Source organism: Halomonas sp. KO116 (assembly GCF_000734975.2).
GTDB lineage: Bacteria > Pseudomonadota > Gammaproteobacteria > Pseudomonadales > Halomonadaceae > Vreelandella > Vreelandella glaciei.
On sequence record NZ_CP011054.1, the window covers coordinates 25,360 to 49,652 of the forward strand.

24 protein-coding genes are annotated in these 24,293 nt (G+C 50.7%); 21 read left to right on the forward strand and 3 right to left on the reverse strand.

The window, feature by feature from the left end:
• Window positions 1-6 precede the first annotated feature (6 nt).
• A complete protein-coding gene (locus KO116_RS23060; protein ID WP_052703873.1) occupies window positions 7-546 on the forward strand; it encodes a DUF2726 domain-containing protein in 540 nt (179 codons plus the stop codon).
• The gene (gene traN, locus KO116_RS23065; RefSeq protein WP_035565577.1) at window positions 546-3,341 is read left to right on the forward strand and encodes a conjugal transfer mating pair stabilization protein TraN; all 2,796 of its coding nucleotides are present in this window, start codon (window positions 546-548) and stop codon (window positions 3,339-3,341) included. The genes KO116_RS23060 and traN overlap by 1 nt, the downstream gene beginning before the upstream one ends.
• Before the next feature lie 89 nt (window positions 3,342-3,430).
• Here traN and KO116_RS23070 read toward each other — a convergent pair whose 3' ends face one another.
• Entirely contained in the window at window positions 3,431-4,327 is an 897-nt protein-coding gene (locus tag KO116_RS23070) for a hypothetical protein (RefSeq protein ID WP_035565574.1), read from the reverse strand.
• Window positions 4,328-4,475: 148 nt separating this feature from the next.
• Complete coding sequence (locus tag KO116_RS23075) at window positions 4,476-5,261, reverse strand: DUF1845 domain-containing protein (protein WP_052703874.1); 786 nt, start codon at window positions 5,259-5,261, stop codon at window positions 4,476-4,478.
• 487 nt (window positions 5,262-5,748) lie between these two features.
• Here KO116_RS23075 and KO116_RS23080 point away from each other — a divergent pair, with 487 nt between their 5' ends.
• From KO116_RS23080 to KO116_RS23150, 15 genes are all read left to right on the forward strand, one after another.
• Complete coding sequence (locus KO116_RS23080) at window positions 5,749-6,057, forward strand: hypothetical protein (protein WP_035565570.1); 309 nt, start codon at window positions 5,749-5,751, stop codon at window positions 6,055-6,057.
• A 242-nt stretch (window positions 6,058-6,299) separates the two neighbouring features.
• On the forward strand, window positions 6,300-6,497 hold the full coding sequence (locus tag KO116_RS23085) for a hypothetical protein (protein ID WP_035565568.1): 198 nt from the start codon (window positions 6,300-6,302) through the stop codon (window positions 6,495-6,497).
• 260 nt (window positions 6,498-6,757) lie between these two features.
• The gene (locus KO116_RS23090) at window positions 6,758-7,801 is read left to right on the forward strand and encodes an AAA family ATPase (RefSeq protein WP_045812346.1); all 1,044 of its coding nucleotides are present in this window, start codon (window positions 6,758-6,760) and stop codon (window positions 7,799-7,801) included.
• Window positions 7,802-7,875: 74 nt separating this feature from the next.
• The gene (locus KO116_RS23095) at window positions 7,876-8,433 is read left to right on the forward strand and encodes a hypothetical protein (RefSeq protein WP_144408661.1); all 558 of its coding nucleotides are present in this window, start codon (window positions 7,876-7,878) and stop codon (window positions 8,431-8,433) included.
• Between the two features lie 88 nt (window positions 8,434-8,521).
• Window positions 8,522-9,643 (forward strand): phage recombination protein Bet, encoded by a 1,122-nt coding sequence (gene bet, locus KO116_RS26370; RefSeq protein ID WP_052703875.1) that lies wholly within the window; start codon window positions 8,522-8,524, stop codon window positions 9,641-9,643.
• A gap of 59 nt (window positions 9,644-9,702) precedes the next feature.
• The gene (locus tag KO116_RS23105) at window positions 9,703-10,695 is read left to right on the forward strand and encodes a YqaJ viral recombinase family nuclease (protein ID WP_035565563.1); all 993 of its coding nucleotides are present in this window, start codon (window positions 9,703-9,705) and stop codon (window positions 10,693-10,695) included.
• A 241-nt stretch (window positions 10,696-10,936) separates the two neighbouring features.
• A complete protein-coding gene (locus tag KO116_RS24375) occupies window positions 10,937-12,343 on the forward strand; it encodes a DUF3150 domain-containing protein (RefSeq protein WP_052703876.1) in 1,407 nt (468 codons plus the stop codon).
• Between the two features lie 95 nt (window positions 12,344-12,438).
• Window positions 12,439-14,463, forward strand: a complete 2,025-nt coding sequence (locus KO116_RS23115; RefSeq protein WP_035565561.1) for a VWA domain-containing protein — start codon at window positions 12,439-12,441, stop codon at window positions 14,461-14,463.
• A 304-nt stretch (window positions 14,464-14,767) separates the two neighbouring features.
• Window positions 14,768-15,214: a hypothetical protein gene (locus tag KO116_RS24380; RefSeq protein WP_052703877.1), complete on the forward strand. Its 447-nt coding sequence runs from the start codon at window positions 14,768-14,770 to the stop codon at window positions 15,212-15,214.
• Between the two features lie 92 nt (window positions 15,215-15,306).
• Window positions 15,307-15,690, forward strand: coding sequence for a hypothetical protein (locus tag KO116_RS23125; protein ID WP_035565559.1), 384 nt, complete (start codon window positions 15,307-15,309; stop codon window positions 15,688-15,690).
• 80 nt (window positions 15,691-15,770) lie between these two features.
• Complete coding sequence (locus KO116_RS23130; RefSeq protein WP_035565554.1) at window positions 15,771-16,226, forward strand: hypothetical protein; 456 nt, start codon at window positions 15,771-15,773, stop codon at window positions 16,224-16,226.
• Between the two features lie 68 nt (window positions 16,227-16,294).
• The gene (locus KO116_RS23135) at window positions 16,295-16,780 is read left to right on the forward strand and encodes a hypothetical protein (protein WP_094584656.1); all 486 of its coding nucleotides are present in this window, start codon (window positions 16,295-16,297) and stop codon (window positions 16,778-16,780) included.
• Between the two features lie 81 nt (window positions 16,781-16,861).
• Window positions 16,862-17,977, forward strand: coding sequence for a hypothetical protein (locus KO116_RS23140; protein WP_442905835.1), 1,116 nt, complete (start codon window positions 16,862-16,864; stop codon window positions 17,975-17,977).
• A 98-nt stretch (window positions 17,978-18,075) separates the two neighbouring features.
• Entirely contained in the window at window positions 18,076-19,929 is a 1,854-nt protein-coding gene (locus KO116_RS23145) for a phosphoadenosine phosphosulfate reductase domain-containing protein (RefSeq protein WP_045812347.1), read from the forward strand.
• Window positions 19,930-20,070: 141 nt separating this feature from the next.
• Window positions 20,071-21,333: a DNA methyltransferase gene (locus KO116_RS23150; RefSeq protein ID WP_045812348.1), complete on the forward strand. Its 1,263-nt coding sequence runs from the start codon at window positions 20,071-20,073 to the stop codon at window positions 21,331-21,333.
• A 215-nt stretch (window positions 21,334-21,548) separates the two neighbouring features.
• On the opposite strand, the gene KO116_RS25385 is transcribed toward KO116_RS23150, so the two are convergent.
• On the reverse strand, window positions 21,549-21,707 hold the full coding sequence (locus KO116_RS25385; protein WP_157738127.1) for a hypothetical protein: 159 nt from the start codon (window positions 21,705-21,707) through the stop codon (window positions 21,549-21,551).
• A gap of 185 nt (window positions 21,708-21,892) precedes the next feature.
• Between KO116_RS25385 and KO116_RS23155 the strand changes: the two genes are divergently transcribed.
• The 4 genes from KO116_RS23155 to KO116_RS23170 all read left to right on the forward strand — a co-directional run bounded on the left by KO116_RS23155 (window position 21,893) and on the right by KO116_RS23170 (window position 24,197).
• Window positions 21,893-22,366 carry a GNAT family N-acetyltransferase gene (locus KO116_RS23155; RefSeq protein ID WP_035565550.1) on the forward strand — a complete coding sequence of 158 codons (474 nt, stop codon included), beginning with the start codon at window positions 21,893-21,895 and terminating at the stop codon, window positions 22,364-22,366.
• 188 nt (window positions 22,367-22,554) lie between these two features.
• Window positions 22,555-23,088, forward strand: coding sequence for a hypothetical protein (locus KO116_RS23160; protein WP_035565548.1), 534 nt, complete (start codon window positions 22,555-22,557; stop codon window positions 23,086-23,088).
• 86 nt (window positions 23,089-23,174) lie between these two features.
• Window positions 23,175-23,381, forward strand: coding sequence for a hypothetical protein (locus KO116_RS23165; protein ID WP_035565547.1), 207 nt, complete (start codon window positions 23,175-23,177; stop codon window positions 23,379-23,381).
• 84 nt (window positions 23,382-23,465) lie between these two features.
• A complete protein-coding gene (locus KO116_RS23170; RefSeq protein WP_035565545.1) occupies window positions 23,466-24,197 on the forward strand; it encodes a DUF5983 family protein in 732 nt (243 codons plus the stop codon).
• Window positions 24,198-24,293: the final 96 nt, after the last annotated feature.

Here is a 24,293-nt window from a genome sequence, read left to right on the forward strand (position 1 = left end):
AAAAACATGGAATTTGTCAATGTTCTGCCCGTGTTAGATGCGCTGCCTTTGTGGGCGAAGGGTATACCCGTCTTTATTTTCCTTTTTTTACTCTGGGGCTGGCTTCGTAAGCGGTCCCCTGAACCCTCATATGATGGTCGGCAATACCTTTTCACCAAGACTGAATGGGGATTTTACCGCTACTTAGCCGAGGCAGCTGGAGATCAGTATTTGGTAATGGGGAAGCCTCGTATTGCGGATGTGCTGTTTGTTCGTAAAGGGCAAACTCGCAGCGATTGGGCTAGGGCATTCAGCCGAATTTCTAGCAAGCACATTGACTACATCATTTTGGACCCGATTGAAGGGCGCATTGTCGCTGGGGTTGAACTGGATGACCCCAGCCACCAGCGCCAGGACCGCCAAGAGCGCGATATCTTCGTTAACAACGCCTTCGCAGAGGCCGGTATTCCGCTTCTACGTTATCCCACGGCGAGTAGCTACGACACTCAGCTGATAGCCCAGGATATTCAAGAGGCAGCCTGTGACCGGCTAGGGAGTAGTCAATAATGGAAGTATCTAAGCGCAAACATTGGGGAGCGGTTTGGCTAAGCTGGCTGCTGATCACACTAATGGTGATTCAGCCTGCCATGCTTTACGCCGATGCGTTTATAGATGCAGCCAGGAATGGTCAGGGCTTTGCCGACGACATAGGTGTAAGTGGCCCTGCGAACGTAGATGGCGGATCTATCTCGTTTGGCGACGGTGATGCTATCAGCGTCAACGATCTGTTTCCTGATACGGCCAGTGACACTGGAAAAAGTTATAACTACCCACACATGCGGCCTCAGGATGAATTAGAAGGTGAGTCATCGAGTGATTCAGGGTTGTCCGATGTAGGCAGCCTTGCGCTATCAAACATGCGTGCCGAAGTGACCCAATCGGGTGGGCCGACCTCTATCCAGGGCATGGCCTACGAAGTGGTCCATAAAGCAGGTGATTTATCGCGACCTGATTTTAGCAGTGACCCAATGATGAATCAGTCACGCGAAGTGTTTGACAGTATGGAGGACTTCGCGAATAACTTTGCTGATTGTAGTGTTGATGAATCTTTTGCTGAATCGAGCTTTTCAGCACACGTCCCAGAATATAACCAGTGCATCCGTCGGTTTAAGCCCGAGGGCAACTGCCGCATTAACCACCTTATTGAGATAGATACGGAACCAACGGATATTGTATTTCTGATTGATCATACTGCCTCAATGGAACCAGAGATTGGCGCTTTGCGTTATGGTCTAGGTAATTTCGTTAATCTTTTATCACGCGGTAAAAGTGACAACGTTCGTACCGGTGCATTAGCCTTCCAAGGGGATGACCACACTAAAAAAGCCTTTCAGGTTCCTCTTTCTTACAATGTCGATGCGGTACAAAAATGGGTCGATAAACTCGGCATCGAGCCAGGTCAAACCGACGCATGGAAAGTCGTTGCGTATGCTGCCGATTTTTTCCAATGGCGCGAAAATGTAAATCGGGTAATTGTCGTTATTGGTAATGAGGACGATGGGGGAGATAGTGGTGATCGCGCCGCTGCCTTGAATGGGATTAGTCGCAACGGCTTGGACGTTAACTTTTTCCATAACAATCGAGATACGGCTTCGATCGCTAACCACGTAAACGACGTTTTCAATAATTCGACCTTTATGGGGTTCGCCCAATTCTTCACAGTGGTAAACGACAGCTGGGGGCCACAAAGCTGTATAGATGATGCAATTGTCACCCAAGAGGAGTTCTGTGAAGGAAGTTATGAGGCGGTACCTGCAGACGGTGCATCATGTCGAAATATCGACGGTTTTAACGTGTGTCCGGGTGACCCTATTGAAAAGCAGTTGTCGAATGCCCCGATCCCCAACGTTCCACGATTAGCCTCACACGTCGAAGTCGCACCACTCAGCTGTAATTATGATCAAGGAACATCAACCTGCTGGGAGGATATCAACGGAGAAGAACAGTGCCTTTCAAGTGGCGATGCAATAGAAGAATGCGCTGAGTTTGAAGCAAACCCGCAGTGCGGCTATATAAGCACCTCTTGTGTTGATGGGGCAGAAGGTTCAGAAGGTAATTGCTACGTCCAAGAAGAAACATGGGACTGTGGGACAAGCTACGAAATACCAACGATTGAGCGTGAATCTGAATATAGTTGTGCGGGCCCAATACGCTGCATGGGGTCAGAGTGCTTTGAACATGAAATTGAGCAAAGCGCTGATTTTGCCCGTGCTAGCGCCATGATGAATGCAGCACAAAATATGGTTCAGGATCTAAGCTGTTCAGAATCCTCTACTGGCATGTCATGTACGGTCTTTACCGGCGAAGCTGGTGAATGCAAACGCGCCGTAAGTGGCACGGTGGATTGCTGCGAAAAACCATCCGGTATTTCTATGGGTGATTATCTGACGATGATCATGACCGTACCGAAAATTGATAACGCGATTGTTGGTCTGGAATCGGATGGACCTTTAGCAGCCTTAAAAGGTTCGTATCAATTGCTGCGTGATCCCATCACAAGTGGTTGGTCAAGCGTGACCCAACCATTCACTTCCCGTATTGAAAACGTTTCAGGCGCATGGGATGCGTTCTCTGGGTCGGTTAAAAACAAAGCACTTGAACTAGCAGAGCCATTAAAAGAAAAAGTGGCCGAAATGACCGGCGATATGATTTTCAATTCGGCAGAGGTCGCAACCGGGGAAGGTGCAGCTGCCGTCGGTAGTGGTGAGGGTGCACAAAGCTTTTCCCAACAATTGCTTGGTGAGGCTGGCGCTAGCTATCTAGGTGCAGCCATGACGGCCTACCAAATTTACGTAGTCACTATGTTAGCTATTCAGCTGATATGGAGTTGCGAGGCGGAAGAATTTGAGCTTAACGCGCAGCGTGAACTCAAGTCGTGCCGTCATATAGGCACATACTGCAAAACAGAAGTTTTAGGTTATTGTATAGAACGTCGCCAAAGCTATTGTTGTTTTAATTCTCCCTTATCACGCATATTGCAAGAAGAAGTGCGCAAACAATCCGGTTTAAGCTGGGGCAGTGCTGAGAGTCCTAGCTGTGGCGGTTTGCCGATTACAGCACTAGAAAGTATCAACTGGGATCTCGTTAACCTGGATGAATGGTTGGGCATTCTTCAATCTGAGGGGCTTTATATGGGCGATGGTGGCTTTGACCTTGAATCCCTAACAGGTACAAATAATCACCTTAATGTGGATGACCGAGCAGATGCAGCCACTCGGACTCTAAATCGTTTTGAAGACGTTGATAGTGACGCGTTTAGGCAAAAGACACAGAATGAGCTGAGAAGCGATTTCTATGATTAGAATGAAACAATGATACAGAAGCGTAAATCCCCGCCGTAGGCGGGGATTTTGCTTTCTGGGTACTATCTAAATCAGATTATAGGGGATGCTTACTTACGTGTGATGAACAACTCAGTTTCACCCTCGGTAATAACCATGGGAGGTGTATATTCTTTAGGTGTCTCGTAGATAAAATACCAACTCGGCATATTTGCGGAGACGGTTTGCAGCAATGCTAGGCGCTCCTGAGCCAAGCGCTCCTCACCAAGTAACTCCTCGGCTTGTTTTGAGAATTTAACTACCGTTTGCAGGGCGCGGGTATTGTCGTGTGCGTGTACAGCATAGCTGCGAGCACCAGCACTATCTCTGACGGCTAAAGGTGTATCGGCAAGCTTACGTGTCTCGGTTGGGTGGATCAGCGCCAATACGCAATTGTATTCTGCGCTCCACTTTTCAATTTTATCTGGGTCTGAGCAGCCAAGGCTCTCATTAACAAAGGTAAAGCTTACGACTTCCCGCTTTGAAGAATGGCGATAACCAAAGCTCTCATCGGTCACTCTCAGAGAGTAACCCGCCTCGTCTTCACCTGCTTTGGCGCTTTCATAAAAGGAATTAGTTATTACCTTTGCGGCATCGGATGGATTGGATGCCATGCTTTCAGGCACAAAGGCAAATGCGCTATCAAACCCCATCATCCCAGGCCCAGAGAGTAGGGCAGTGGCAAGGCCGATCCCGAGGGAAGTTCCACCAGACAGCCCAAAGCCCGATGAACTAGCGAGCGATAACCCGGTGCTTGCGCCATCCGCCAAATTGCTCATCATGTAGCTGTATTGGTCATCGCCAAGCTCTGTATCTCTTGCTTCATGTAGCCCTCCTGCTTGGGCAAGGTTATATGCACGGCTATTGTCTTCGCTAAAACGACGATCAGCGGTTGAAGTGCCGGTTGATGCGCAGCCAGAAAGTATAGATGCAGTCGCAATGCAGGCAATAAGTGTCAACTTTTTCATCTTGATTCCTTCAGTGTGGTGTTGATAGCTGTAGACTGAAATCTGGTACCAGTTTACCGCCAAAATATGAGATCCCTAATTAAATACCCATGAAAAAACCGCCGTTCACAAGAACGGCGGTTGGAGATAGGGCAGGGTGACTTTAAGGTTAAGCGGTGGCTGCATTTTCCTCGGCACTGGTGCTGTTTTCCTGCGTCGGGAAACCTTCGGTTGTTTCACCTGCATCGGCTGCGATATTGGCGTCATGCTCTGCATGGTCTGCCATTAAAGGCGCATGTTCGGTTACTTCGTCGCCTTTACCCTGCCGCATTGCAGAGCCACGGGCGCGACCTTCCATCTGAATAATTTTTGAGGCTACACGGTTGACGTGCTGGCGCCATTGACGTTGTGCTGCCGTACGCTGCTTGCCGGTTAGCACTTGTTTATGCCACAAGTTGTCGATCAGCATGACTAGGCGGTCCAGCTTGCTCACTAGATCAATAAATTGGCCGACTTGTGGTGCGGTAATCTCTAATTTAAGCGTGACCGGGTTTGAGTAGCGAGACACACGCTTACCTGAACCTGAATGGACCTCAAGAATTTCTTCCATTTGCGCGATGACACTATCAAGCTCACCGTGGGCATCTGCCACCATGGCAGAAATAATATCGGCAACATCGTCAATCTGATCTTCATCGCCAATGAGACGCAAGATAACGTCCGTGGAGAATAAGCTATAGCTGACACGAATAAACGAACGTTGCATGACCTGCTGTGCCTGTAGCGAGTACAGCGTCAGTTCCTCGTCTATTACTGGACGTGAGTAGACATTTTTTCGTTCAGCATGCTCTTTTTGGCTGATCGGTGAGGTCATCTGTTGGCGCATTTGCGTAGAAGGGCTACGCGGTTTTACACCCTCTGGCTGGGTGATAGGCAGTAAGGCTTCCTGAGTCATTGTTCACATCCTCAAAAGTGGGCAAAAAAGTACGGTACGCAACGCACACTTTACCTTGATGTGTCAAAACCACTTGGGCCTCTAGGCCTCCCTTAAGGGCATCGAAGGAGATATAGGGTTTTTTTTACACTACTGCTCAATGAGCTAGCTTGTCACCTCTCAACGGGTCGCTTATAGTTGGAAGTGTTGAACTCTTTAGTTCACAACCCCCAAGGTAGCTGACCTTATCAAACATCCAGCATTCTTCATTTGCCTCAACTCCGCACTCGCGGTCCTAGGGCTACTCCCCTTTGTCTTTTGGCATCTTTCTATGTCGCGTTCTGCGACGTAGCGGCTAGTTGTTCAAGTCGTCAACGTTTGTGTTGTTAATTCGGGCACCATTCGGTGTTCCGTAAACCCGTGCCTGTTTGTCCGTTTAGGATAAATCGGTGCTTACTATGCACTGCATGCAGTGCATCTTTTGCTCGATAGAGCTTTGGAGACCATCATGTTCAATCTCACTATTAGTGAATCCCTCACTGCAATCGCGTTCATTTTTTTGCTCGCCTACGCTGCGCAGATCGTGAGATACGCGCTTAAAGACGATGTAATTGCTTTCAAGGCAAAAGCACTCGCTTTTGTTTGCCAATGGCAAGCAAAACGAACCTGCCCTAAGCCTGAGATTGTCGTTGCAGATCCTCTATTTTTTGACCCTAAGACCGATCCCGAGTGGCAACACTTGTATGTCCCGACGTATATTCGCCAGGGCCGTGTTCTGTCTTTTGAGCAAACTAAAGCAGTCGTAATATCCCTATAGCACCTCGCCATTTCGGCAGGTGCTTCTAACCCACTGACGGGGCATTCTTCCCGTCAGGGTAGATGCCCCTTCGCTTTAATGAAGGCATCTACCATGGCATTAGCATTTTTTGCACTTAGTATCGCAGGCTTTTCTTCGGCTGGGATCTACTACAGTTTTGCAACTGCTTAATCTCTTACATCCCTACAGGGGCTCACATCCCTGCCGGGAGTGCGCCCCTTTATCTTATGGAGCGCACTACTATGATTATCATCGACCGTTTGGTTAGCAGAATTGCGTCGAGCTACGAAGCTATGGATATAGTTACCTGGCTGGTTTTGCACTACGTCATCATACTGTTTGCCATCATCGTATTATCGAAAGCTGTTATGTGGGCTCATGCTCGCATTCTTTTAAAGCGCCAGCCGGAGCGTCGGGTATTGCACCCGCGTAAACGCTAGCAGCCATGGATCATGACAAGCCTTTGGGTTTGTCATGACTCCTTTCTTGCATCTACGTCTTTGTGGTTATCGGTAAGTCATCACTCGATAAATGACTTACCCATAATCATTTTATTGTGCCGTTGCACAGTGAAAAGAGGTAGCGCTGACCTCTCAAAATAACCAGCATTCTCTAGCTTAATTGCTTATTCCTTCCCTGTAGGGACACTCTCCTACAAGGGGAGTGTTCTATCGCAGGGAGTATTCTATGGAGTTCTCCCATGACTAATCCTGCATTCTCGAAAGTATCTATCGCTTCTACCTTCAACGTGAAAGTTGATCCGTCGAAAACGATGGTTATGTTCAATGATACCGCCAGTCCCTACATTCCTCCGGCTACAGCGGAGTATGTGTTTCGGGCAACGGCGATCACAGAGTTGTTATCGTTCCTCCGCAATCCGATGGGCGATGCACTCTATATCACTGGCCCTACCGGGTCGGGCAAAACCTCACTCGTTTTAGAGACAGCTGGCCGGTTAAATTGGCCTACTCAGTCACTAACCTGTAGCGGGCGAATGGAAGCCGCTGATCTTATCGGCATGTACGTTCTACGCGCACCGAAACCCGGTGATGAACCCGTGACGGCTTGGCAATATGGGCCATTACCAATGGCTATGAAACTGGGCCACATCTTGCTTCTCAACGAAGTCGATATGATGGCTCCTGAGGAACTTTCAGCCTTCAATGATGTGTTGGAAGGTCGTCCGTTAGTGATTGGTGCTAATGGTGGTGAAGTCATCAAGCCGCATCCGATGTTCCGTGTGATTGTCACCGGGAATAGCGCGGGCGGTGGTGATGAATCCCAGGCTTATCAAGGTGTGATGAAGCAAAGTATTGCGGCCATGGACCGTTACCGGTTTATGAACGTGGGCTATGCACCTGAACACGTTGAGAAAGACATTCTGGCCTCAGCCGGAACGAAAGTGCCGGAAAACCTGAGGGAACGTATGGTTACCTACGCGAATGAAGTAAGAGGTCTATTCGAAGCGGGTCAACTGTCGATTACCTTCTCAACACGCACCTTGTTGCGCTGGTGCCGTCTGGCGTCGCGTTTCCGTGGCAGTGTTGATCCCAGCAATAAAGCTAACAGCGTTGGTTATGCGCTTGAAATGGCGTTTTTACGTCGGGTGGGTGATAAACCCGAACAGCGTGAAGCACTGTTGCGGCTAGCCCGCGATGTGTTTGGTCAAGACAACTGGGTAGATGGCGAAGTAGCAGAACCTGGCGAAATGCAGCAAGCAACACCCACTGCACAAGCCGCTTAAAGGTCAGCTAACAAGCGCACACCACGCCATTAGGGTGGTGTGCTGTCTATACGGTACGCATGTCGAGATCCAATATGTCGAATACTACTAGCTCTACCTTATGGTGCTGGCTGTTGAATGGCCGCAACGCAACCGAACGTGCAGCGGACACCGATATGGTGTTAGCGCTGTATAAAGGTGCGGATCGTCTTGGTGGCAAGGGCACTGGTGATGTGTTGATCAAGGAAGGCGTGATGTTTGACGCCTTTGGTCTCACCATCCATAAAGGCTCAAATGGCGCTAATAATACCATTGACGAAAAAGGTGAAGGTGCTGGCGAAGTGAATTGGTCGCTAGGGCATCGCCCCTTCGTTCTTATGGTTTTTGCCAAGCAAGAACTCGATCGCCTGTTCCCCTCTGACCGGGTTGATAACCCAAAGCTTTCAGTGGCAGATGAGTCGATGAAACTAACCCCAGCGCTAACGTGTTGGAGTGACTTTGAAACTTACCTCGCGCCCTTTGTGGCTCATGGGGTAGACCTTGAACAAGCCCGACTAGATTTAGAAGCGTTAGGTCTGATTGGTTCGCCTATGGCTTTTGGCCTTGACGACGATGATGACGAAGACGACGACTTTATTCTGCTAACGGCTTAATTCCTCAGCGGCATGTCCGCTTACCCCCGAGAGGGCACTACTCCCTCTAGGGGGTAGTGTTCCTCCATTCTATGATTGGAGAAATACGATGACCGCAGCACAACCTTCTGCATCGCAGGCTTCGCAGTTCGTAATGACCATGGCAGCACGTTACGGCATTGATGAAGACCAACTGTTTAACACGCTTGGCAGTACCGCATTCAGGCTCAAGAACGGTGAAGTGCCAACGCATGCTCAAATGACAGCCCTGCTAGTGGTTGCCAATGAGTACAAGCTTAATCCCTTCACCAAGGAGATTTACGCCTACCCCGATAAAGGGGCGGTGATTCCTGTAGTGGGTGTCGATGGCTGGGTGAAGATCATCAATTCCCACAAGCAATATGCGGGCGTTGAGTTCGTGTACTCCTCGGAGTACGTCACCATGCCGGGAGCTAAGGTTCCAGCGCCTATGTGGATTGACTGTTTGATCCACCGTAAGGACTTGGATAAGCCAGTAAAAGTGCGGGAATTTCTTGATGAAACCTACCGTACGTTACCTGGCCCTTGGCAGACACACCCTAAGCGGTTGCTTCGACACAAAGCGCTTATTCAGTGTGCCCGTGTTGCGTTTGGCTTCTCTGGTATATACGACCAGGACGAAGCAGAGCGTATTATCGAAGCTCAAGCACATACGCAAACCGGCAACGTCGTTCAGCTCAATGCGTCCAGCAATGGTCAAGGCTCGTCAATGACCGCTATTCCGCATCTTACTGACGCGGAGCAAGCGGGATTTGCGAAAGAATTAGCAGCCTTGATTCAGCGTGGTGAGCAGCTAGGCTCGTTTGCACCTTGTCGGGCGTGGGTAGAGTCGTTAGATAACCCTGCAGCTCAAGCCTATCTCTACGCGGAACTGGAGTCAGCTGAGCAATCCTGGCAAGCGCGGGATGCTGAGCAGGCGACTGATACCGAAAGCGAAAAAGGCACAACGCAACATGTAGAGCCGCAAGCGTCTGTCTCAGACAGTAGTGGTGAGCATGATGATGAAAAGCCAAAAGCTGATTTGAAATCAACCGTCAAACAGGTGATTGATAAATGTTTGACAGCTAATAGCTTTGACCCTGGCCGTGCCTGGATCAAAGCACGTCTCGCACATAGTGAAACAGCAACAAACTATGCGCTGGAACAGCTAGAAGCAGCTGAATCCGAGTGGAAGCTTGCAGTCGCTAGCTAACCACCTCTCGGGGGAGTGCGCGGTATGGCACTCCCTCGGGTGATACCGGAGGGTTCGATATGAAGGTAGTTCCTTTAGTACAAGGCTCTGCTGAGTGGTTGCTTTGGCGCCAGCGTGGCATTACTGCAACGGATGCGGCTATTTTACTAGATCGCTCTCAATACAAGACGTACTGGCGCTTGTGGGCCGAGAAGTCTGGATATGCCACTGAGGTTGATTTGAGCTTAAACCCGCTCGTGAGAGCCGGTAAGCGCAATGAAGCCAAGGCGCGTGCCGCGTACGAAGCTAAGGTAGGGGAGCTAATCTTACCTGCCTGTGTGGAGTCGTCACGCATACCTTTGCTGCGGGCATCCCTTGATGGACTCAAAAGCAATAATGAGCCTGTCGAGATTAAGTGCCCCAGCGATAAGGTATGGCTCGATGTGCAAGCAAACGGTCGCCAAAGCCGTGATTACAAGCTGTACGTCTGCCAAGTCCAGCACCAGCTATTGGTGACTGAGGCGAGGGTGGGATGGCTTATTTTCTGGCACTCCGAATACGGCATGCTTGAATTTGAAATACAGCGAAATGACGTGTTGTTACGTCAGTTAGTTCAGAAAGCGAGCGTTCTCATGAAGCAGGTCTTTTCTGGCCAAGAGCCGGCTAAAGACCCTAAGCGCGATCTGTATTTCCCCACTGATGACGGTCGAGCGAACGATTGGATTGAGCAGGCACAATCCTACAAGGGTTTGCAGACTGAAATTGATGAACTGAAAGCCAAACTGGCTGCTAAAGAGGAGAAGCAACGTACCCACCTTGAGTCGTTAAAAGCGATGATGGGCGAGTATTTCCATGCTGAATACGCGGGTGTCATGGTGACGCGTTACAAGTCGAAAGGGCGCGTGAGTAACAAGCAGCTATTAGCTGACTTGGCTAAGCGCGGGGTACCTGTCGATGAGGATCGTTTCCGTGGCCAACCGTCTACCCGTTACAAGGTGACAGTAGGCAGTACGCTGGCGCCTCGTAACATTGTTGATAGAAGCGTGTTAGCGCCTCTTGACGCGATAAGCTAACCAAGCGATGCTTGGAGGATATCGGGGGGTTAACCCCCCGTTTTCTTAAGCAGTTTGTGAGTAACCGACTGTTTAAGAAAACGCTTTATCGCTCTTTAGCGATGAATGTGGTAGCACTGGCCACACTAAATAACCAGTATTTTCCTTTCGCAACGTCTTCGTTGCATTACTTGCCCAATGGGACGCACACGCCTATTGGGCGAGTCGTATTCATTGGGCTTTTTCCGTTGGAGAAAAACCCATGACTACTACCACTACTCTGAACCTCCAGACATTGAACCAGCTATGCATCGTGCATGCTGATTTTGATATTTGGAGTGGGAAGGCTCGTCTTGAAGCGTCCGATATCAATTTTGGTGCCGGAGGCGAAATTCCTCCCGAAAAACTCACCAGCTTAGGATCAAAGAAAATTTGCGATCCTTCTGATATTAGCCGTTTTCATGCTCTTAAAACCCAGACGCGGCGCTTACTTAGCCACTACGGACTCCGGTTCATGAATGGCTATGCAATCCCGCAATCGAAGCTGCAGTATGTTCAGTCAGAGCTTGACTTGATCGAACAGCAATTCCTTATTGAACGGCAACAATTCCTCGATAATTACGAGGATAGCGTTAACAAATGGGTGGATGAAAATCCTGACTTCGCAGACGCCATACGTCGCGGCATTATGCCGCTGAATGTCGTTTCTGAACGTATTGGCTTTAAGCACACCATCTACAACATCAACCCCGTCGGTGAGGAGTCAGCTAAACAGCTCTCACGGCAGGTGGATGGCCTAACCAATGATCTCTATGCGGAAATCGAAGCTGAGGCTGAAAGCTTCTATGATCGCTACCTCAACGGTGTATCGCACCTCAACGGCTCTACCAAGCCTTCTCTTGAGAAACTGTACGACAAAGTAGATGGGCTGAGCTTTATGAACGCTTCCCTCGATCCTCTGGCCAAGCTGCTAAAGGAAACAATCGACGGGTTTGACGCACATAAAGTGAAAAACCGCATCGAGGCGCCGTATCTTTTCCAAATCTGCTCGGTTGTATTGATCTGTGCGGACAAAGATAAGATTCACGGCTATGCCAATGGGAGTGTCAAAGTCGATAACGTGTTCAGCGGTGCTGGGCTTAGTGATGACGATGAAATGCCCGCGGTTCCTGTTCAATCAGGCCTGTTAGCCGAGACGCCTCCAGCTGAAACCACTCCCCCGGAGACGGTAGACGCTCCTAGCGACGTTGATACGTCAGTAAGCGCAGAAGTCACAGCGGCTAAGCCTGCAAGTGACCCTACGCCCTCTGGCCTTTCGACTGACCTGTTAGGCGATATGGATAACTTCTTTGCTGAATTCATGGTGAATTCTGACGCGCCAGCCTTCCCGGCCAGCTCGTCAAATGTCGAAACGGAGCCTAGTGCTGCGGTCGAGGCGTTGGTTGAGGAACAACCTCAAGCAGCTGAAACAGTTGCTACCGAGGAAGTGCCTGTAGAAGCCGCTCAGGAGGCTGTCACTGTCGAGGAAGCGCCAGCTACCCCTCAGCATGAGCAGTCGTTAGTTGAATCGCTTGCCGCCATGGGAGCGATGCCGATGGAGTTTGATCCTTCCTCAATGGATGGCGCGGAACTTCCTGTTTTTGCTTTTGAAGACGACGAAGAATGGTGAGAAACCATTTTTCCTAACCTACCGTCACGCTGTTGACGCTTTAACGCCATTTCCCGGAAGGGGGATGGCGTTTCTTTATGACTTGGAGAACTACCATGACGCAACGCCAAACGCTGCATAACGCACTACCCATCCTCTGTGCGGCTTATGCTCGCAAAGTCGGAGTAGACATCGTTATAGGAGGACAAAGCGCCTATACGAACGGTAAGACGATTGTTCTGCCCAATATCCCGGATACTTGGGATAACTTCGATGCCCTTTGGGGCTACCTGGCTCATGAAGCAGCTCACGTTCGCTTCACTGACTGGGATGTAGATTTTGGGCGCGGTCTGCTTAAGAGCTTGTTCAATATTTTTGAAGACTGTCGCATCGAGCAGGCAATGATTGGCTTGTACCCAGGCATGGCGCATACCCTCAATGAAGTTGCGAGGTATATGTCTCATGCAGGGCACTATCAAATCCCCACGACCGACACCCACCCGGCAGCCGTACTAGAGTCTTACTGTCTCTATTACGTTCAATGCCGGTATGTTGGTCAGCACGCTATCAAGCGTGAGCTGGAGGAAACCGAAAAGGTCTTCCGTGCGGTATTCACGCAGGGCGCCTACGTGCGACTTCAAGCGCTATTCCGTCGTGTCCCAGCAATGGCATCTACCCAGGATGCACTTGATCTAGCAAAAGCGGTTCTCGCCATGCTGGAAGATGAAGCGCGGAAAGAAGCGGATGATCGCGTCGTTAATCAACCTCCTCAGCTGCCTAACCCGAGCCAAGACCAGGATCAAAACCAAATCGGTGATGATCAAAGTGCAAGCCAAGGTCAGAGCCAGAAGGGCGACGATAGCCAGGACGGCGACGATCAAGGCGCAAGCCAGGGTCAGAGCCAGAAGGGTGATGATGGCCAGGACGGTGACGATCAAGGCGCGAGCCAAGGTCAGAGCTCAAAAGGCGATGATGGACAAGATGGTGACGATCAAGGCGCGAGCCAAGGTCAGAGCCAGAAGGGTGATGATGGCCAGGACGGTGACGATCAAGGCGCGAGCCAAGGTCAGAGCCAGATAGGCGACGATAGCCAAGACGGTGACGATCAAGGTGCAAGCCAAGGTCAGAGCCAGAAGGGCGACGATAGCCAGGACGGTGACGATCAAGGCGCAAGCCAGGGTCAGAGCCAGAAGGGCGATGATGGCCATGGTGGGGATGACCAGGGCGATAGCCAGAGCCAGCATCAAAAAGGTGTGATCGCTCGTACGCTGGATGCTACGGACGATGACCATCTGGAAGACGCGCATGAATGCTTACGTCGTGACTTGGAGAGCGTAGCGGAGCCAGGTACACCGCTATGCACAACTATCCATCAACCCGATGATTCCACGTCGTTACAGCCGAGTGCTGCAGAGGCACTTAAGCAGCGGGTTCGCTTAACTTCCTCCTCAATACGGTCCCAGCTGATGGGGCTGGTGCAGTCGGAAAAGCGCAATGGTGATCGTACGGCACGTAGCGGTAATCGCTTAGATAGTCGGCGCTTAACGCGCTTACGTTTGGGTGATACCCGGATCTTCAAAAAGCGTGTCGAGAAGAAGGCCATTAACACGGCCGTGCATCTGCTAGTGGATATGAGCTATTCCATGCGCATGCCTTTAGCTGAGGGTTCTATCCCTTACCAAGTTGCTAATGAAGCTTCATTAGCGCTGGCGCTAGGGCTTGAGTCGATTAATGGTGTGAATACAGCGGTTACCTATTTCAATGGAAGTGGGTACACGCCGGTAACGTCGGTCATCAAGCATGGCCAATCCGTGGCTAATAACTCGGATCGGTTTCAATGTTTGCCACAAGGTTCAACGCCAATGGCAGAAGCCGTTTGGTACGCAGGCTTTGAACTGTTGCAACAGAGGGAAGAACGGAAGCTGATTGTGATCGTCACGGATGGCGAACCCGATAGTGAGCCAGCCATGCGCGATGTAGTCTCACGCTGTGAAGCGTCTGGAATGGACTTAATTGGGATTGGCATTGGTTCTAACAGCATTAAGAGCTTTGTGAAGCAATCTACCGTTATCAATCGAGTAGAAGATTTGCAACGAACGCTCTTTGAATTAATTAGTGCTAGTTTGCTTCGCGCTTCCTAAGCACTTAACCCCAACCCTATCCAAACCGGATAGGGTTTTTTTTTGCCTAAACGGTAGAGTGGTTGCCGGCGACGACGACACTGTTTTGTATTCATAACCTGCCGAAGGCGCGTACTTATTGCCAACGCCACACTGACACGGCTATCATGAAAGTTCATTCGCTCTTTAGCGTTTCGACGTGGTAGCACTGGCCACGTAAATTAACCAGTATTCTTCTTTTGCAACGCTGTTGCATCCTCTGCCTAGTGGGCCAATCGCCCATTAGGGGGATTGGTTTCTGGGCATCACTTTATGGAGCCCTACCATGAGCCAATCTATCCTCCTTACTGCCGAACAAGCCCAAGAAATTCTCGAGAACTTGTCGGATTATCACGCGCTTCTTAACGACGAAACCATTCAGGAAGACGTTGACCGTGTATGCGGTTTCCTTCACCCGGAAGATATCGTTGTCGCTGAATCTAGCCTTGAACCGGCTGTGCTGGTTCGTGTTGATTGGTTTGATCACCCAACCTTTCAAAACTGGGCCAACAAAGCTCGCGTTTCTGGACTGGCAAGCTGGGGTCATAATTCCCATTCATCAGAAGGTTACTGCGACATTTTTGTAACCGTTTGCCCCGCCTTGAATGGTGAAGGAAGCGACTCCGATATGCCTACCCCCTACTGGGAGGCGTTGATGGTTGCCGTTAAACACCACGTTCGTCCCAATGCCACCGAGCAAAATATCGTCGTGCGAATAGCGCCTGCGATTTAACGCTACGTGGTTTAACTAAGCTGTAAACCCTTGCGGGCACTCTCTCCCGCTGGGGAGGGTGTGCCTGCTCATTGCCTAACTGGAGAAATACCATGAGCACCAACACCACTGCCTCTACGATTGAACAACGCGCCTACGGTTATGCCGCATCCTCCTTTCTAACGTTCGTTGGAGAATGGGATAGCGCAGAAAAGCATTACGAGGCGTATACCAAATTGCTTGAACACTACAACGACTATGCCGAGCTAGATGACAATATCGCATTGGTTTGGCAGCCGTTTGAGCAAGGCCATCTTGATGACCTGTTGCATCAGATTGACGATATGGCGCAAGCCATCATCGGCCAAGTAGAGCAATCGCTTGCAGACGTTAAAAGTGGCTTGGTGTCCGCTGCAATCGACTGCGAGCTACCGGACGATTATCGCGACCTCGATATGAAAGCGCTGGCTGAATCGGGCGCTGAATCAACCACCTAATGTAGCAACGCTACATTTTCTCCCTAGAGGGCCATCGACCCTCTGGGGTCGGCTGCCCTCACTTTAGTGTGAGGTTCCCTATGGCCGCTAAACGCCAAAATGTGCATGTGCTGAAAGAGGAGGTCCAGCTAACGCTAGACTTCTTAATGACAGCACCAGCCCCCTCGGAATTACCCTCCCGCAGGGTAGTGCCGTTTCCCACCCCCAAGCCGTCTCCGGCACTTAAGTCAGTTCCAAACAAACGCCAACGGGGCCGCCCAGAAGGGCGCGCTGAACCGGCTGGAAATGACTTCGAGTGGTCTAAAGACACTATTTTGCAGATGCGTGTTCGACTCTTGAAGGCCACCTTAGCTGAGCTTGCCAATCCGCTTGTAGGCGGACGCAAGGAAAAGCTTGCATGGCTGGCATCAGATGGCATTGGGCCGTTTTCTTACCGCGTTTGCTGTAGTGCGGCTGGATACGATCCCGATGAATTCCGAAATGCCATGCGGGATTACGTAGAAGACGCCACCTGGCGTCACTTCGATGATGACTGATCAACCTACCCAAGTAGGCCTACGTTCCCTCTGGGGAGTAGGCCTGCCCCCTTCATTATGAGGAAGATATGATGACCTATGATCTGTACTGTGAAGCGGATGTGGTGGTTGAGTGCTCCCTATCGGGAACGTCAAGCCGTTACCCCGTAAGCTTTAATGCTGGCAAGGTGTCGAGCCTTTCTAGCGTCGATGATGCCATTACACTACCCGCGCCCGAGGCACTGTTAACACCGGGCAAGCTGGGTACTCGTTTGGCCTATGTGGAAATTACCGGTGTGCGCATTTATCACGCGGGAACGTTCCTGTTAGGGGGTTATTTGTCTCCTGTCGCTAAAGGCGTTCAGTGGGTAAAGCCCGTGCTTCGTCCTGATCAGCGCCAGCACCTAGAGTGTCTTGTCGCTGAGCTCGCGCAGCGTGCCAGTAACGCTTCTTATATGGCTCACCTGGCCCGCCACAGTGCGCAGATGATTGCGCTGGCGCTAGTGGGTGACGCTCATCCCTTCGGTGATTTGACGTACCTGGGCACCGCCCCGGAGCGTTTCGCCAACGTCTAGCGCTGCTGTTTCCTAGCGCTTATCTGCCGTAGTGGCCATCTTCCGAGAGGGGGATGGCCACTTGTCTATGAGGTATGTCTTATGACAACTATGAATGCAGCCGTCCTCGATCGCTTCGATGACCAAGCGGTCATTCCTTCGCTGGGTAACCAGCTAGGACTCGATCTTGGTGCGGAGCCGCTATTGCGGGCAAAGCCTGGGGTGTTCTTTGAAGCCCCGGATATCGACCTGAACTACGATTTATTCGTGGTAGCCTTTTCCGGGGGTAAGGATTCCTGGGCAAGCTACCTACGCCTGATTGAGCTCGGTGTACCACGCTCAAGGATAGAAATGTGGTTCCACGACGTTGATGGACGTGAAGGTTCCACACTAATGGAATGGCCATTTATGGCTGACTACAACCGCAAGCTGGCTGCAGAGTTAGGCGTCCAGCTGTACGCGTCGTGGTTAGTCGGTGGCTTTGAAGGTGAGCTCAATAAAGAGAACGCCTACAGTGCCCCGCACAAGGTTGAAACGCCTGACGGTGTTATTACACTCTTGCGTGATACGTCACGCGCTAAACCAGGCACGCGCCAACGGTTTCCTCAGGTCTCAGCGGATTTAAACGTTCGCTGGTGTAGTTCGACCTTAAAAATTGATGTAGCACGTCGGGCAATCAATAACCAAGCGCGATTCAATGGCTTGCGGATATGTTTCGTAACGGGTGAGCGTCGTGAAGAAAGCCCAAACCGAGCGAAATATAACCAATTGGAGCCCCATGCGTGCGACCGTCGTAAAGGACGATTAGCACGGCATGTGGACACCTGGAGACCAGTGCTTCATTTCAATGAGAGCGACGTATGGGAAATTATGGAGCGGCACGGTGTGCTGGCGCCGATTCCCTACCGTCTTTCTTGGCCTCGCTCGTCGTGTCGTTCGTGCATCTTTAACTCGCCGTCGATCTGGGCAACGCTACGCCGGTACTTTCCGGGCAGTGTTGAAACGATTGCGGCGTATGAGCGCAAGTTCGATACCACGATCAGTCGTGACCGTATCAATGTGATGGAGATTGCCGATAAGGCGACCCCCTTCAATATTCTTGATGAAGAAGCGTTGGCGCAGGCTTTCAAAGCTGAGTACACGCTGCCCATCATTGATCGTGCAAACTGGACGTTGCCTGCTGGCGCGTTTAGTAACGTGAAATGCGGGCCTACCTAACCTACGGCTAGTCCGTTTCTAACCGATGTGGCCATGGCCACCTTTTGAGTCCTGTTCGCCGGAAGGCGGGAGGGCTCTTTTCCTTTTGGGAGCTAATGATGAACTTATCCATAACTAACCGTATAGCAGCCGTAAGCGACGTTGCGATCAAGCGCCATGCGGGGGTCTATGACAAAGCAGAAGCCGTCATAGAACGTATGCAAGCGCTCTTAGCGGATAACTACACCATTGGGGTAGCCGAGAGCTATGGCAAAGACTCAATGACCGTTCTGGTTCTGTTTTTGGAAGCCTTGAGACGGCATATAGCGTCGGGAGGCAGCTTAAACCAGCACTACGTGACACATGCCAATACTGGTATTGAGAACCCGGCAATGTCTGTTTATTGCCAAGCTATGAATGCTGCGTTATCTGGCTATTGTCAACGGCAGGGATTGCCTCTGACAGTGGTGGAGGTCGAACCTTCGATGGCATCAAGCTTTGCCTATTCCACTATCGGCCGTGGCCAGCTTCCCGTTTTTGCGGGCTCGTCTCGTTCATGCTCGGTAGATTGGAAATTGCGGCCGCAGCAAAAAGCGATTAAGCAACTGGAAAAGCGTCAGCAGCAGCCCGGTAATTTGGTTGTCCTTTTGGGCACCCGGCATGCCGAGTCAACGCAGCGTGCAGACAGGATGAATGAGCGTGGTGAGAATCACGAAACATTGATCCAGCAGCCAGGTGGCAGCTATACCTTCGCACCGATTGCCAATTGGGACGTGACCGATGTATGGGGCCTCTTGCTAGCGATTGATCAACGACGTGATGCGCTTTATCTAACATTCCTCGCTCATGCTGACTGGACATTCGATCTCTACCGGGATGGCAATGAGGGCGTGTGTGGACTGGTTGCCGGCGAGCAAGCACAGAGAGCTCCGTGCTCAGCCCGCTTCGGTTGCAGCTTATGTCTGGCAACAGGCAATTCAGATAAAAGCATGGAGTCGATGATTGCGTCTGCACCGGAAGCCCATGGCCATTTGCTTGGTGTGAATCGCTTACGGACCTTTTTGCTCAATACACGATGGGATATGACACGTCGTGAAAACTTGGGCAGGAAAGTAAGTGATGCGGGTCACATGGGCGTGGCGCCGACCAACTACAGCGCGCAAATGAGGCTAGATCTGCTGAGGTATATGCTTACGCTGGACGTGGAGGAAGAAGAACGTGCAATCGAGCATGATGGTGCCCGCGCTAATGGTGAACTGCCGGAAACGGACTCTGACGCGCAGCAGGTATTGTCTGGTACGACGTTCCAATTCATCACACCGCGCCAGCTGATTGCAATCGACTTCGCTTGGTCGCTTTCGTACGGTTTTAATAACGCTTTCCCCGCGTTGCGCGAATGGTACGAGATACGCGTGATGGGTAAGCGCTATCCGATCCCGGTGATTGACACGGTGGCCAAGCAACCGGTACCGCCGATGGTGTGGTATCCGTTGCCTGATGGTGAAGGTCCAGCTTTCGAGCCAGGGCTAACCCCGTTCGATGCTGGTGACAGTAAGGGCAGGGTAACGTCTCGCACAGTGGCCAGCGTCTACACCGGGGAGCCGACCAAAACGGTCTACTTCGAGGAGGCTGACGAACTGACCATAGATCCTATGGAGGCTACGTTGTTCGTTGATAGCTTTGACGATGATCGTTATTGGGCCTCAGGGCTGTATCCCGCTGTTGATAGTGCCAGGGTGTATCTTGACCAGGGCATTGTGAAGCTAGCAAAAGGGAAGGCAGCAACGTACGACGCGATGGCTCGCCGTAAGCACTACTTTGAGCGATTGGCGTATGAAGTGTGGCCAAAGGAACTCCAGGCACACTTACAAGAGCGTTCAATATCAGCACAGGAGCATGACCGACTGCTTGAACCGTTGCAGCAGGACAAAGGAAACGATGAAGGCACACTGGACTTGTTTGTAGCGGCATAACAAATGAGTGATTAGCAAAGACGACCGGCTCCCTTGGGGGCCGGTTTTTTTGTTTTTAAGTTTCAGGCAAGCGCTGACGATTTAATTAGGGTGATACGGTTTCAGCGGTAATCTTGTTGTTATTTCAAGAGCAAACAGGCAATGCCCAATAACATATCGCCTCAATACGACTTGTTGGACGAAACGCTTAATGCTTACCGTGCAGCGGACCGACCAGTAAACAACCAGTACCTTTACAACGCCGTGGCGCAGCGAGCCCATTTAACCGACGAAATTACCCAGAACTGCCAGCCCATCGGGAAAAGCGGTTCGCAGCGTAATGTGTACCATCGTCAACTGAGATGGCATCAACAAACTCTCCGGGATATGGGCATGCTTAAGCGCATTCCCGGCAAACGAGGAGTGTGGGAGTTAACCGATAAGGCGAAGCGTGGGTTGCACCCGATACGTCGTCCGTTATCACTGGTGGCGTTCAGCACAGATCTCGGCGTTGCGTGCTGGGGGTATAGCCAAGACGTATTTGGTCAATGGCCGTCGAATGAGCCCATTATGCTGGCGCTCACCTCGCCTCCGTACCCGCTGGCATCGTCACGGCGTTACGGTAACCCGTCCGCGAGTGAAATGGTCGGTTTCATCCTCGATATTTTGGCCCCCATCGTTGAGCGCATGGCCCCAGAAGCCAGTTTGATACTCAATCTTAGTGAGGACATTTTCCTTCCACAGTTACCGGCACGCTCCACCTACCTGGAAAGGGTGATCATTGCACTTGAAGATCAACTGGGCTTGTCCCTAATGGACAGAATCCCGTGGGTGAACAGGTCTAAGCCTCCAGGCCCCTTACGGTATGCGTCAATCACCCGCCAGCAGCTCAACGTGAGCTGGGAACCCATATTGTGGTTCGCCCGCGATCCTAAACGATGTAAAGCCGACAACCGGCGAGTATTGACGCCGCACAGTGAGCGCCAGCAGCGCTTGATTGATCAGGGTGGGGAGAAGCGCACCGCTGTCTATGGTGATGGCGCCTATCGCTTGTCACCGGGGGCATACGCTAACCCAACCGCTGGCGCGATACCGAAAAACACGCTTGAGTTTGGCCATTCCTGCGCCGTTGGCCGTAAACACCGCAAATTATGTCAGCAGCACGGCCTACCCACTCACGGTGCTGGAATGCCTTATCGTCTGCCAGAATTCTTTATCAAATTCCTGACTGAGGAAGGTGATTTAGTGGCCGATTCCTGTGGTGGCCGACTCATGACGGCGCGTGCGGCTCAATCACTTAACCGGGCCTGGGTGACTACCGAATGCATGGCTGAGTATATAGCCGGGGGATCGTTGCTGTTTGAGGAGGAGAAGGGGTTTGCTCGTTCAGCAGCTTTTGAAGCCCTTCTGCATAGTGTCGCTTAAACGCTAACCATCTTTCTAAATGCTGAAATAATCCAAAAATTATCTTCATGTTTTAACGAAAAGTGCCCAGCTAGGCTGGGCACAGGCGATCATTTCTTCTGCCTATTCGGCGGTAAACTTCTCTTTTTCTAAATGCTGAAATAATCCAAAAATTATCTTCATGTTTTAACGAAAAGTGCCCAGCTAGGCTGGGCACAGGCGATCATTTCTTCTGCCTATTCGGCGGTAAACTTCTCTTTTGCGTTGGCAACGATGATGCTTTTATTTTCAGCTGCCTTTTCGGCGGTAAGGTTTTCGCTGCTCACTACTGGTATAGCCAACGTAACTGGAGTCGGCAAGATAATTTTTCGTGATTGCTCTTGGTTGACGACCAACTGCTCTCCCGAATCCCTGCATTGCTGTGCTATATTCTAGGCTCTATCGCTCTTTAGCGATCTGACGTGGTAGCGCTGGCCACGCAAAATTAACCAGCATTCTTCCCTAACTCGCCACTCGGGCACTTCTTCCCGATGGCGGGTGATGTGTCCTTGGCGTTCTCCACTCAAGCTAAGGACTAACCATGGCGCAACAATTCCCCTCAGAGCTTTCTCTGTCTGCAAATGACTTACCTACTGAACCGTTAAATGAGCTTGGAAGTAGCACGCCAAAGAGCGATCTTGATAGCGTGATAACAAAGCTTAAAGCGACGGGCAGCTGCAATTTAAGTGATTTACGTTTGAAAGACTTCCCTATACTTACCTACGAGAATATCGGTCTCTATTCGTATGTTAGTGTCGATCTCGGTGTTTTTCGTCCAGGTCATTTGATCTTGTTCAACATAGCCGTAGATGAAAACAAGCGGAGCGTAGGGCTCGGTTCAAAGGCTTTAAAGCTCATATTGTCTGTAGCCGATGAACTGAATATGTCGGTTGAACTCTTTGCACGATCCCATAGCCGCAGTCCGCTCTCTGGTCAAAAGCTAGCGAGTTGGTACGAACGAAATGGTTTTCGAGCTAGAAGGGGTGGCCATTACCGCGACCAGAAGCTCACTTAACTAAAATACGTGCTTGGGCTGGCATCACCAAGAGCCTGTGGTATATTCAGCTTTCTATCGCTCTTTAGCGATCTGACGTGGTAGCACTGGCCACGCAAAATTAACCAGTATTTTTCTCTAAACCGCCATTCGGGCACCTCTCCCGAATGCGGGAGTTGTGCCCTTAGACCTTTTCTAAGGAGCATTACATGACTAAGCAAATCTCTATCCCCGTGACTGGCGCCTATCTTTCGACTGGTGCTATGCAATCTACCTGTTGGGTGGGCGCGCTGTACGTTGCTACTCGCACGTACAACATGCCAGAAGCTGAACTGGTAGAAACCGTCGTTAGCTTTGCTGATTTAGTGGCAAAACAATTCTCCGAAATAACCTCTCTTGAAGAATTTAAGGGTGATTACACACGGGATGTTGTGATGCCAATCGGTGAGCGCATTGCTCGAAGTATTGCGCAACAAAAGACGTTCCCCAATGACGCTGATGTGCTGCTTATAGCTCGTCAAGTTATCCTAGCTAAAGAGCTATCTGCTATGCCAAACCTCTGTCCGCATTGCGGGTCAGCTAAGCATAAGCCGTCTGATAAGGCTCCAGCGCTGAGCACTACGATGCCCAATGTCATTGAGCATGCTCACGACTGCCTGGAGTGTTCCAAAAGCTTTATCCTGCAATTTGCACCTGTTGCTTCGGTTGCGCCTGTGCCAGCTGCTACTTGCCCTGTGGAGTAGACAGCTCACTCTTTGCAATATCTATCTCTACCATCCCTTACGGGGCTCACTCCGTTAGGGGTGGGCTCTATTTAAAGAGGCATTTTATGCAAACTCAAGAACAGCCCTCCGTTGATGACCTGCAGGAATTATGGGGTCAGCTCGGCAACGTACCTGTTGATGTAGATGGTTATTTGGAAGCCCCATTTCTCCACTTCGCGGTGGGTACTGATCGTGAGGATGTATGGCATTGGTTTGAGGCGCAGCATCCCGACGTAAGCGTTGCTGCATTCATGGGCATTGCTAAACCCTAACGTGCGTTTTAACTCCGTTTATGGGGTTGTAACGCCTATCTAACCATTCCACTTCGGAATGGTTTTTTCTTTTGGAGAAACATCATGACAACACCTACCAACAACTTAGCGGGCATGCAGTGCCCCAAGTGTGGACACAATGCGGGCTTTAAGATTGAAGCAACGTGTCTTGCCACCGTCTTTGACGATGGCATAGATGACTCTATTGAATATGACTGGAATGAACATTCCGCTTGCCACTGTCACTCATGCAAGTATCACGGCGTGGTGGGCGACTTCCAAGGTGCTGAGGTGGCTGCGAAGTTCTGCCAAGAGAAATTGCTTGGTGAAACGACCCATCCGCGGATTGGTGCAATCTACGCTTTAATGCGGCAGGCCAGTCTTCAGTATCCAGACTTTACCAGCTTATGTGTTGGCTCTTTGGATCTGGAATTTATGCAAGATCAATTCCTTTATCGACCGCTTCCGCCATTGAATGCAACTCTGGTGGCTGAGGTAATGGGCGATCCTACGCTGCGTGGGAAAACCTTTCACTTCATGCCAAAAGGTGGTCTACCCAGTGAATCAATGGTGGTCTTAAGCACTGGTCATTTGCCCCAGTCTGAGATCAACGCGGCGGTTCATCAGTTAGAGAAAGGTGGTAATTGGGCGATTGGTGCTAATCGAGATACCGGTTTTTTGATGTATACCGCTATCGAAGATTGTCCATTATCAGCGCTCCGCAAGGTCTTGGCCTTGATGCGCAATGCAGGCTATATCTGGGTGCTGTTCGACGGTGATGGTGAGCTTGTCGATGGGTTACCTGATTACCTGTGAGCGAGATAGCCATTGCACAAATGATGGCTCCTTTGATTAATCTTTAATCTCAACCCCCTAAGGGCATATCTCCCAAGCGGGGGGTATGCCCTTAGC

What these genes read in the sequence shown, in the direction of transcription:
- KO116_RS23060 (WP_052703873.1), top strand. Translation starts at nt 7, where the DNA reads ATGGAATTTGTCAATGTTCTGCCCGTGTTAGATGCGCTGCCTTTGTGG.
- traN (WP_035565577.1), top strand. Translation starts at nt 546, where the DNA reads ATGGAAGTATCTAAGCGCAAACATTGGGGAGCGGTTTGGCTAAGCTGG.
- KO116_RS23070 (WP_035565574.1), bottom strand. Translation starts at nt 4,327, where the DNA reads ATGAAAAAGTTGACACTTATTGCCTGCATTGCGACTGCATCTATACTT.
- KO116_RS23075 (WP_052703874.1), bottom strand. Translation starts at nt 5,261, where the DNA reads ATGACTCAGGAAGCCTTACTGCCTATCACCCAGCCAGAGGGTGTAAAA.
- KO116_RS23080 (WP_035565570.1), top strand. Translation starts at nt 5,749, where the DNA reads ATGTTCAATCTCACTATTAGTGAATCCCTCACTGCAATCGCGTTCATT.
- KO116_RS23085 (WP_035565568.1), top strand. Translation starts at nt 6,300, where the DNA reads ATGATTATCATCGACCGTTTGGTTAGCAGAATTGCGTCGAGCTACGAA.
- KO116_RS23090 (WP_045812346.1), top strand. Translation starts at nt 6,758, where the DNA reads ATGACTAATCCTGCATTCTCGAAAGTATCTATCGCTTCTACCTTCAAC.
- KO116_RS23095 (WP_144408661.1), top strand. Translation starts at nt 7,876, where the DNA reads ATGTCGAATACTACTAGCTCTACCTTATGGTGCTGGCTGTTGAATGGC.
- bet (WP_052703875.1), top strand. Translation starts at nt 8,522, where the DNA reads ATGACCGCAGCACAACCTTCTGCATCGCAGGCTTCGCAGTTCGTAATG.
- KO116_RS23105 (WP_035565563.1), top strand. Translation starts at nt 9,703, where the DNA reads ATGAAGGTAGTTCCTTTAGTACAAGGCTCTGCTGAGTGGTTGCTTTGG.
- KO116_RS24375 (WP_052703876.1), top strand. Translation starts at nt 10,937, where the DNA reads ATGACTACTACCACTACTCTGAACCTCCAGACATTGAACCAGCTATGC.
- KO116_RS23115 (WP_035565561.1), top strand. Translation starts at nt 12,439, where the DNA reads ATGACGCAACGCCAAACGCTGCATAACGCACTACCCATCCTCTGTGCG.
- KO116_RS24380 (WP_052703877.1), top strand. Translation starts at nt 14,768, where the DNA reads ATGAGCCAATCTATCCTCCTTACTGCCGAACAAGCCCAAGAAATTCTC.
- KO116_RS23125 (WP_035565559.1), top strand. Translation starts at nt 15,307, where the DNA reads ATGAGCACCAACACCACTGCCTCTACGATTGAACAACGCGCCTACGGT.
- KO116_RS23130 (WP_035565554.1), top strand. Translation starts at nt 15,771, where the DNA reads ATGGCCGCTAAACGCCAAAATGTGCATGTGCTGAAAGAGGAGGTCCAG.
- KO116_RS23135 (WP_094584656.1), top strand. Translation starts at nt 16,295, where the DNA reads ATGATGACCTATGATCTGTACTGTGAAGCGGATGTGGTGGTTGAGTGC.
- KO116_RS23140 (WP_442905835.1), top strand. Translation starts at nt 16,862, where the DNA reads ATGACAACTATGAATGCAGCCGTCCTCGATCGCTTCGATGACCAAGCG.
- KO116_RS23145 (WP_045812347.1), top strand. Translation starts at nt 18,076, where the DNA reads ATGAACTTATCCATAACTAACCGTATAGCAGCCGTAAGCGACGTTGCG.
- KO116_RS23150 (WP_045812348.1), top strand. Translation starts at nt 20,071, where the DNA reads ATGCCCAATAACATATCGCCTCAATACGACTTGTTGGACGAAACGCTT.
- KO116_RS23155 (WP_035565550.1), top strand. Translation starts at nt 21,893, where the DNA reads ATGGCGCAACAATTCCCCTCAGAGCTTTCTCTGTCTGCAAATGACTTA.
- KO116_RS23160 (WP_035565548.1), top strand. Translation starts at nt 22,555, where the DNA reads ATGACTAAGCAAATCTCTATCCCCGTGACTGGCGCCTATCTTTCGACT.
- KO116_RS23165 (WP_035565547.1), top strand. Translation starts at nt 23,175, where the DNA reads ATGCAAACTCAAGAACAGCCCTCCGTTGATGACCTGCAGGAATTATGG.
- KO116_RS23170 (WP_035565545.1), top strand. Translation starts at nt 23,466, where the DNA reads ATGACAACACCTACCAACAACTTAGCGGGCATGCAGTGCCCCAAGTGT.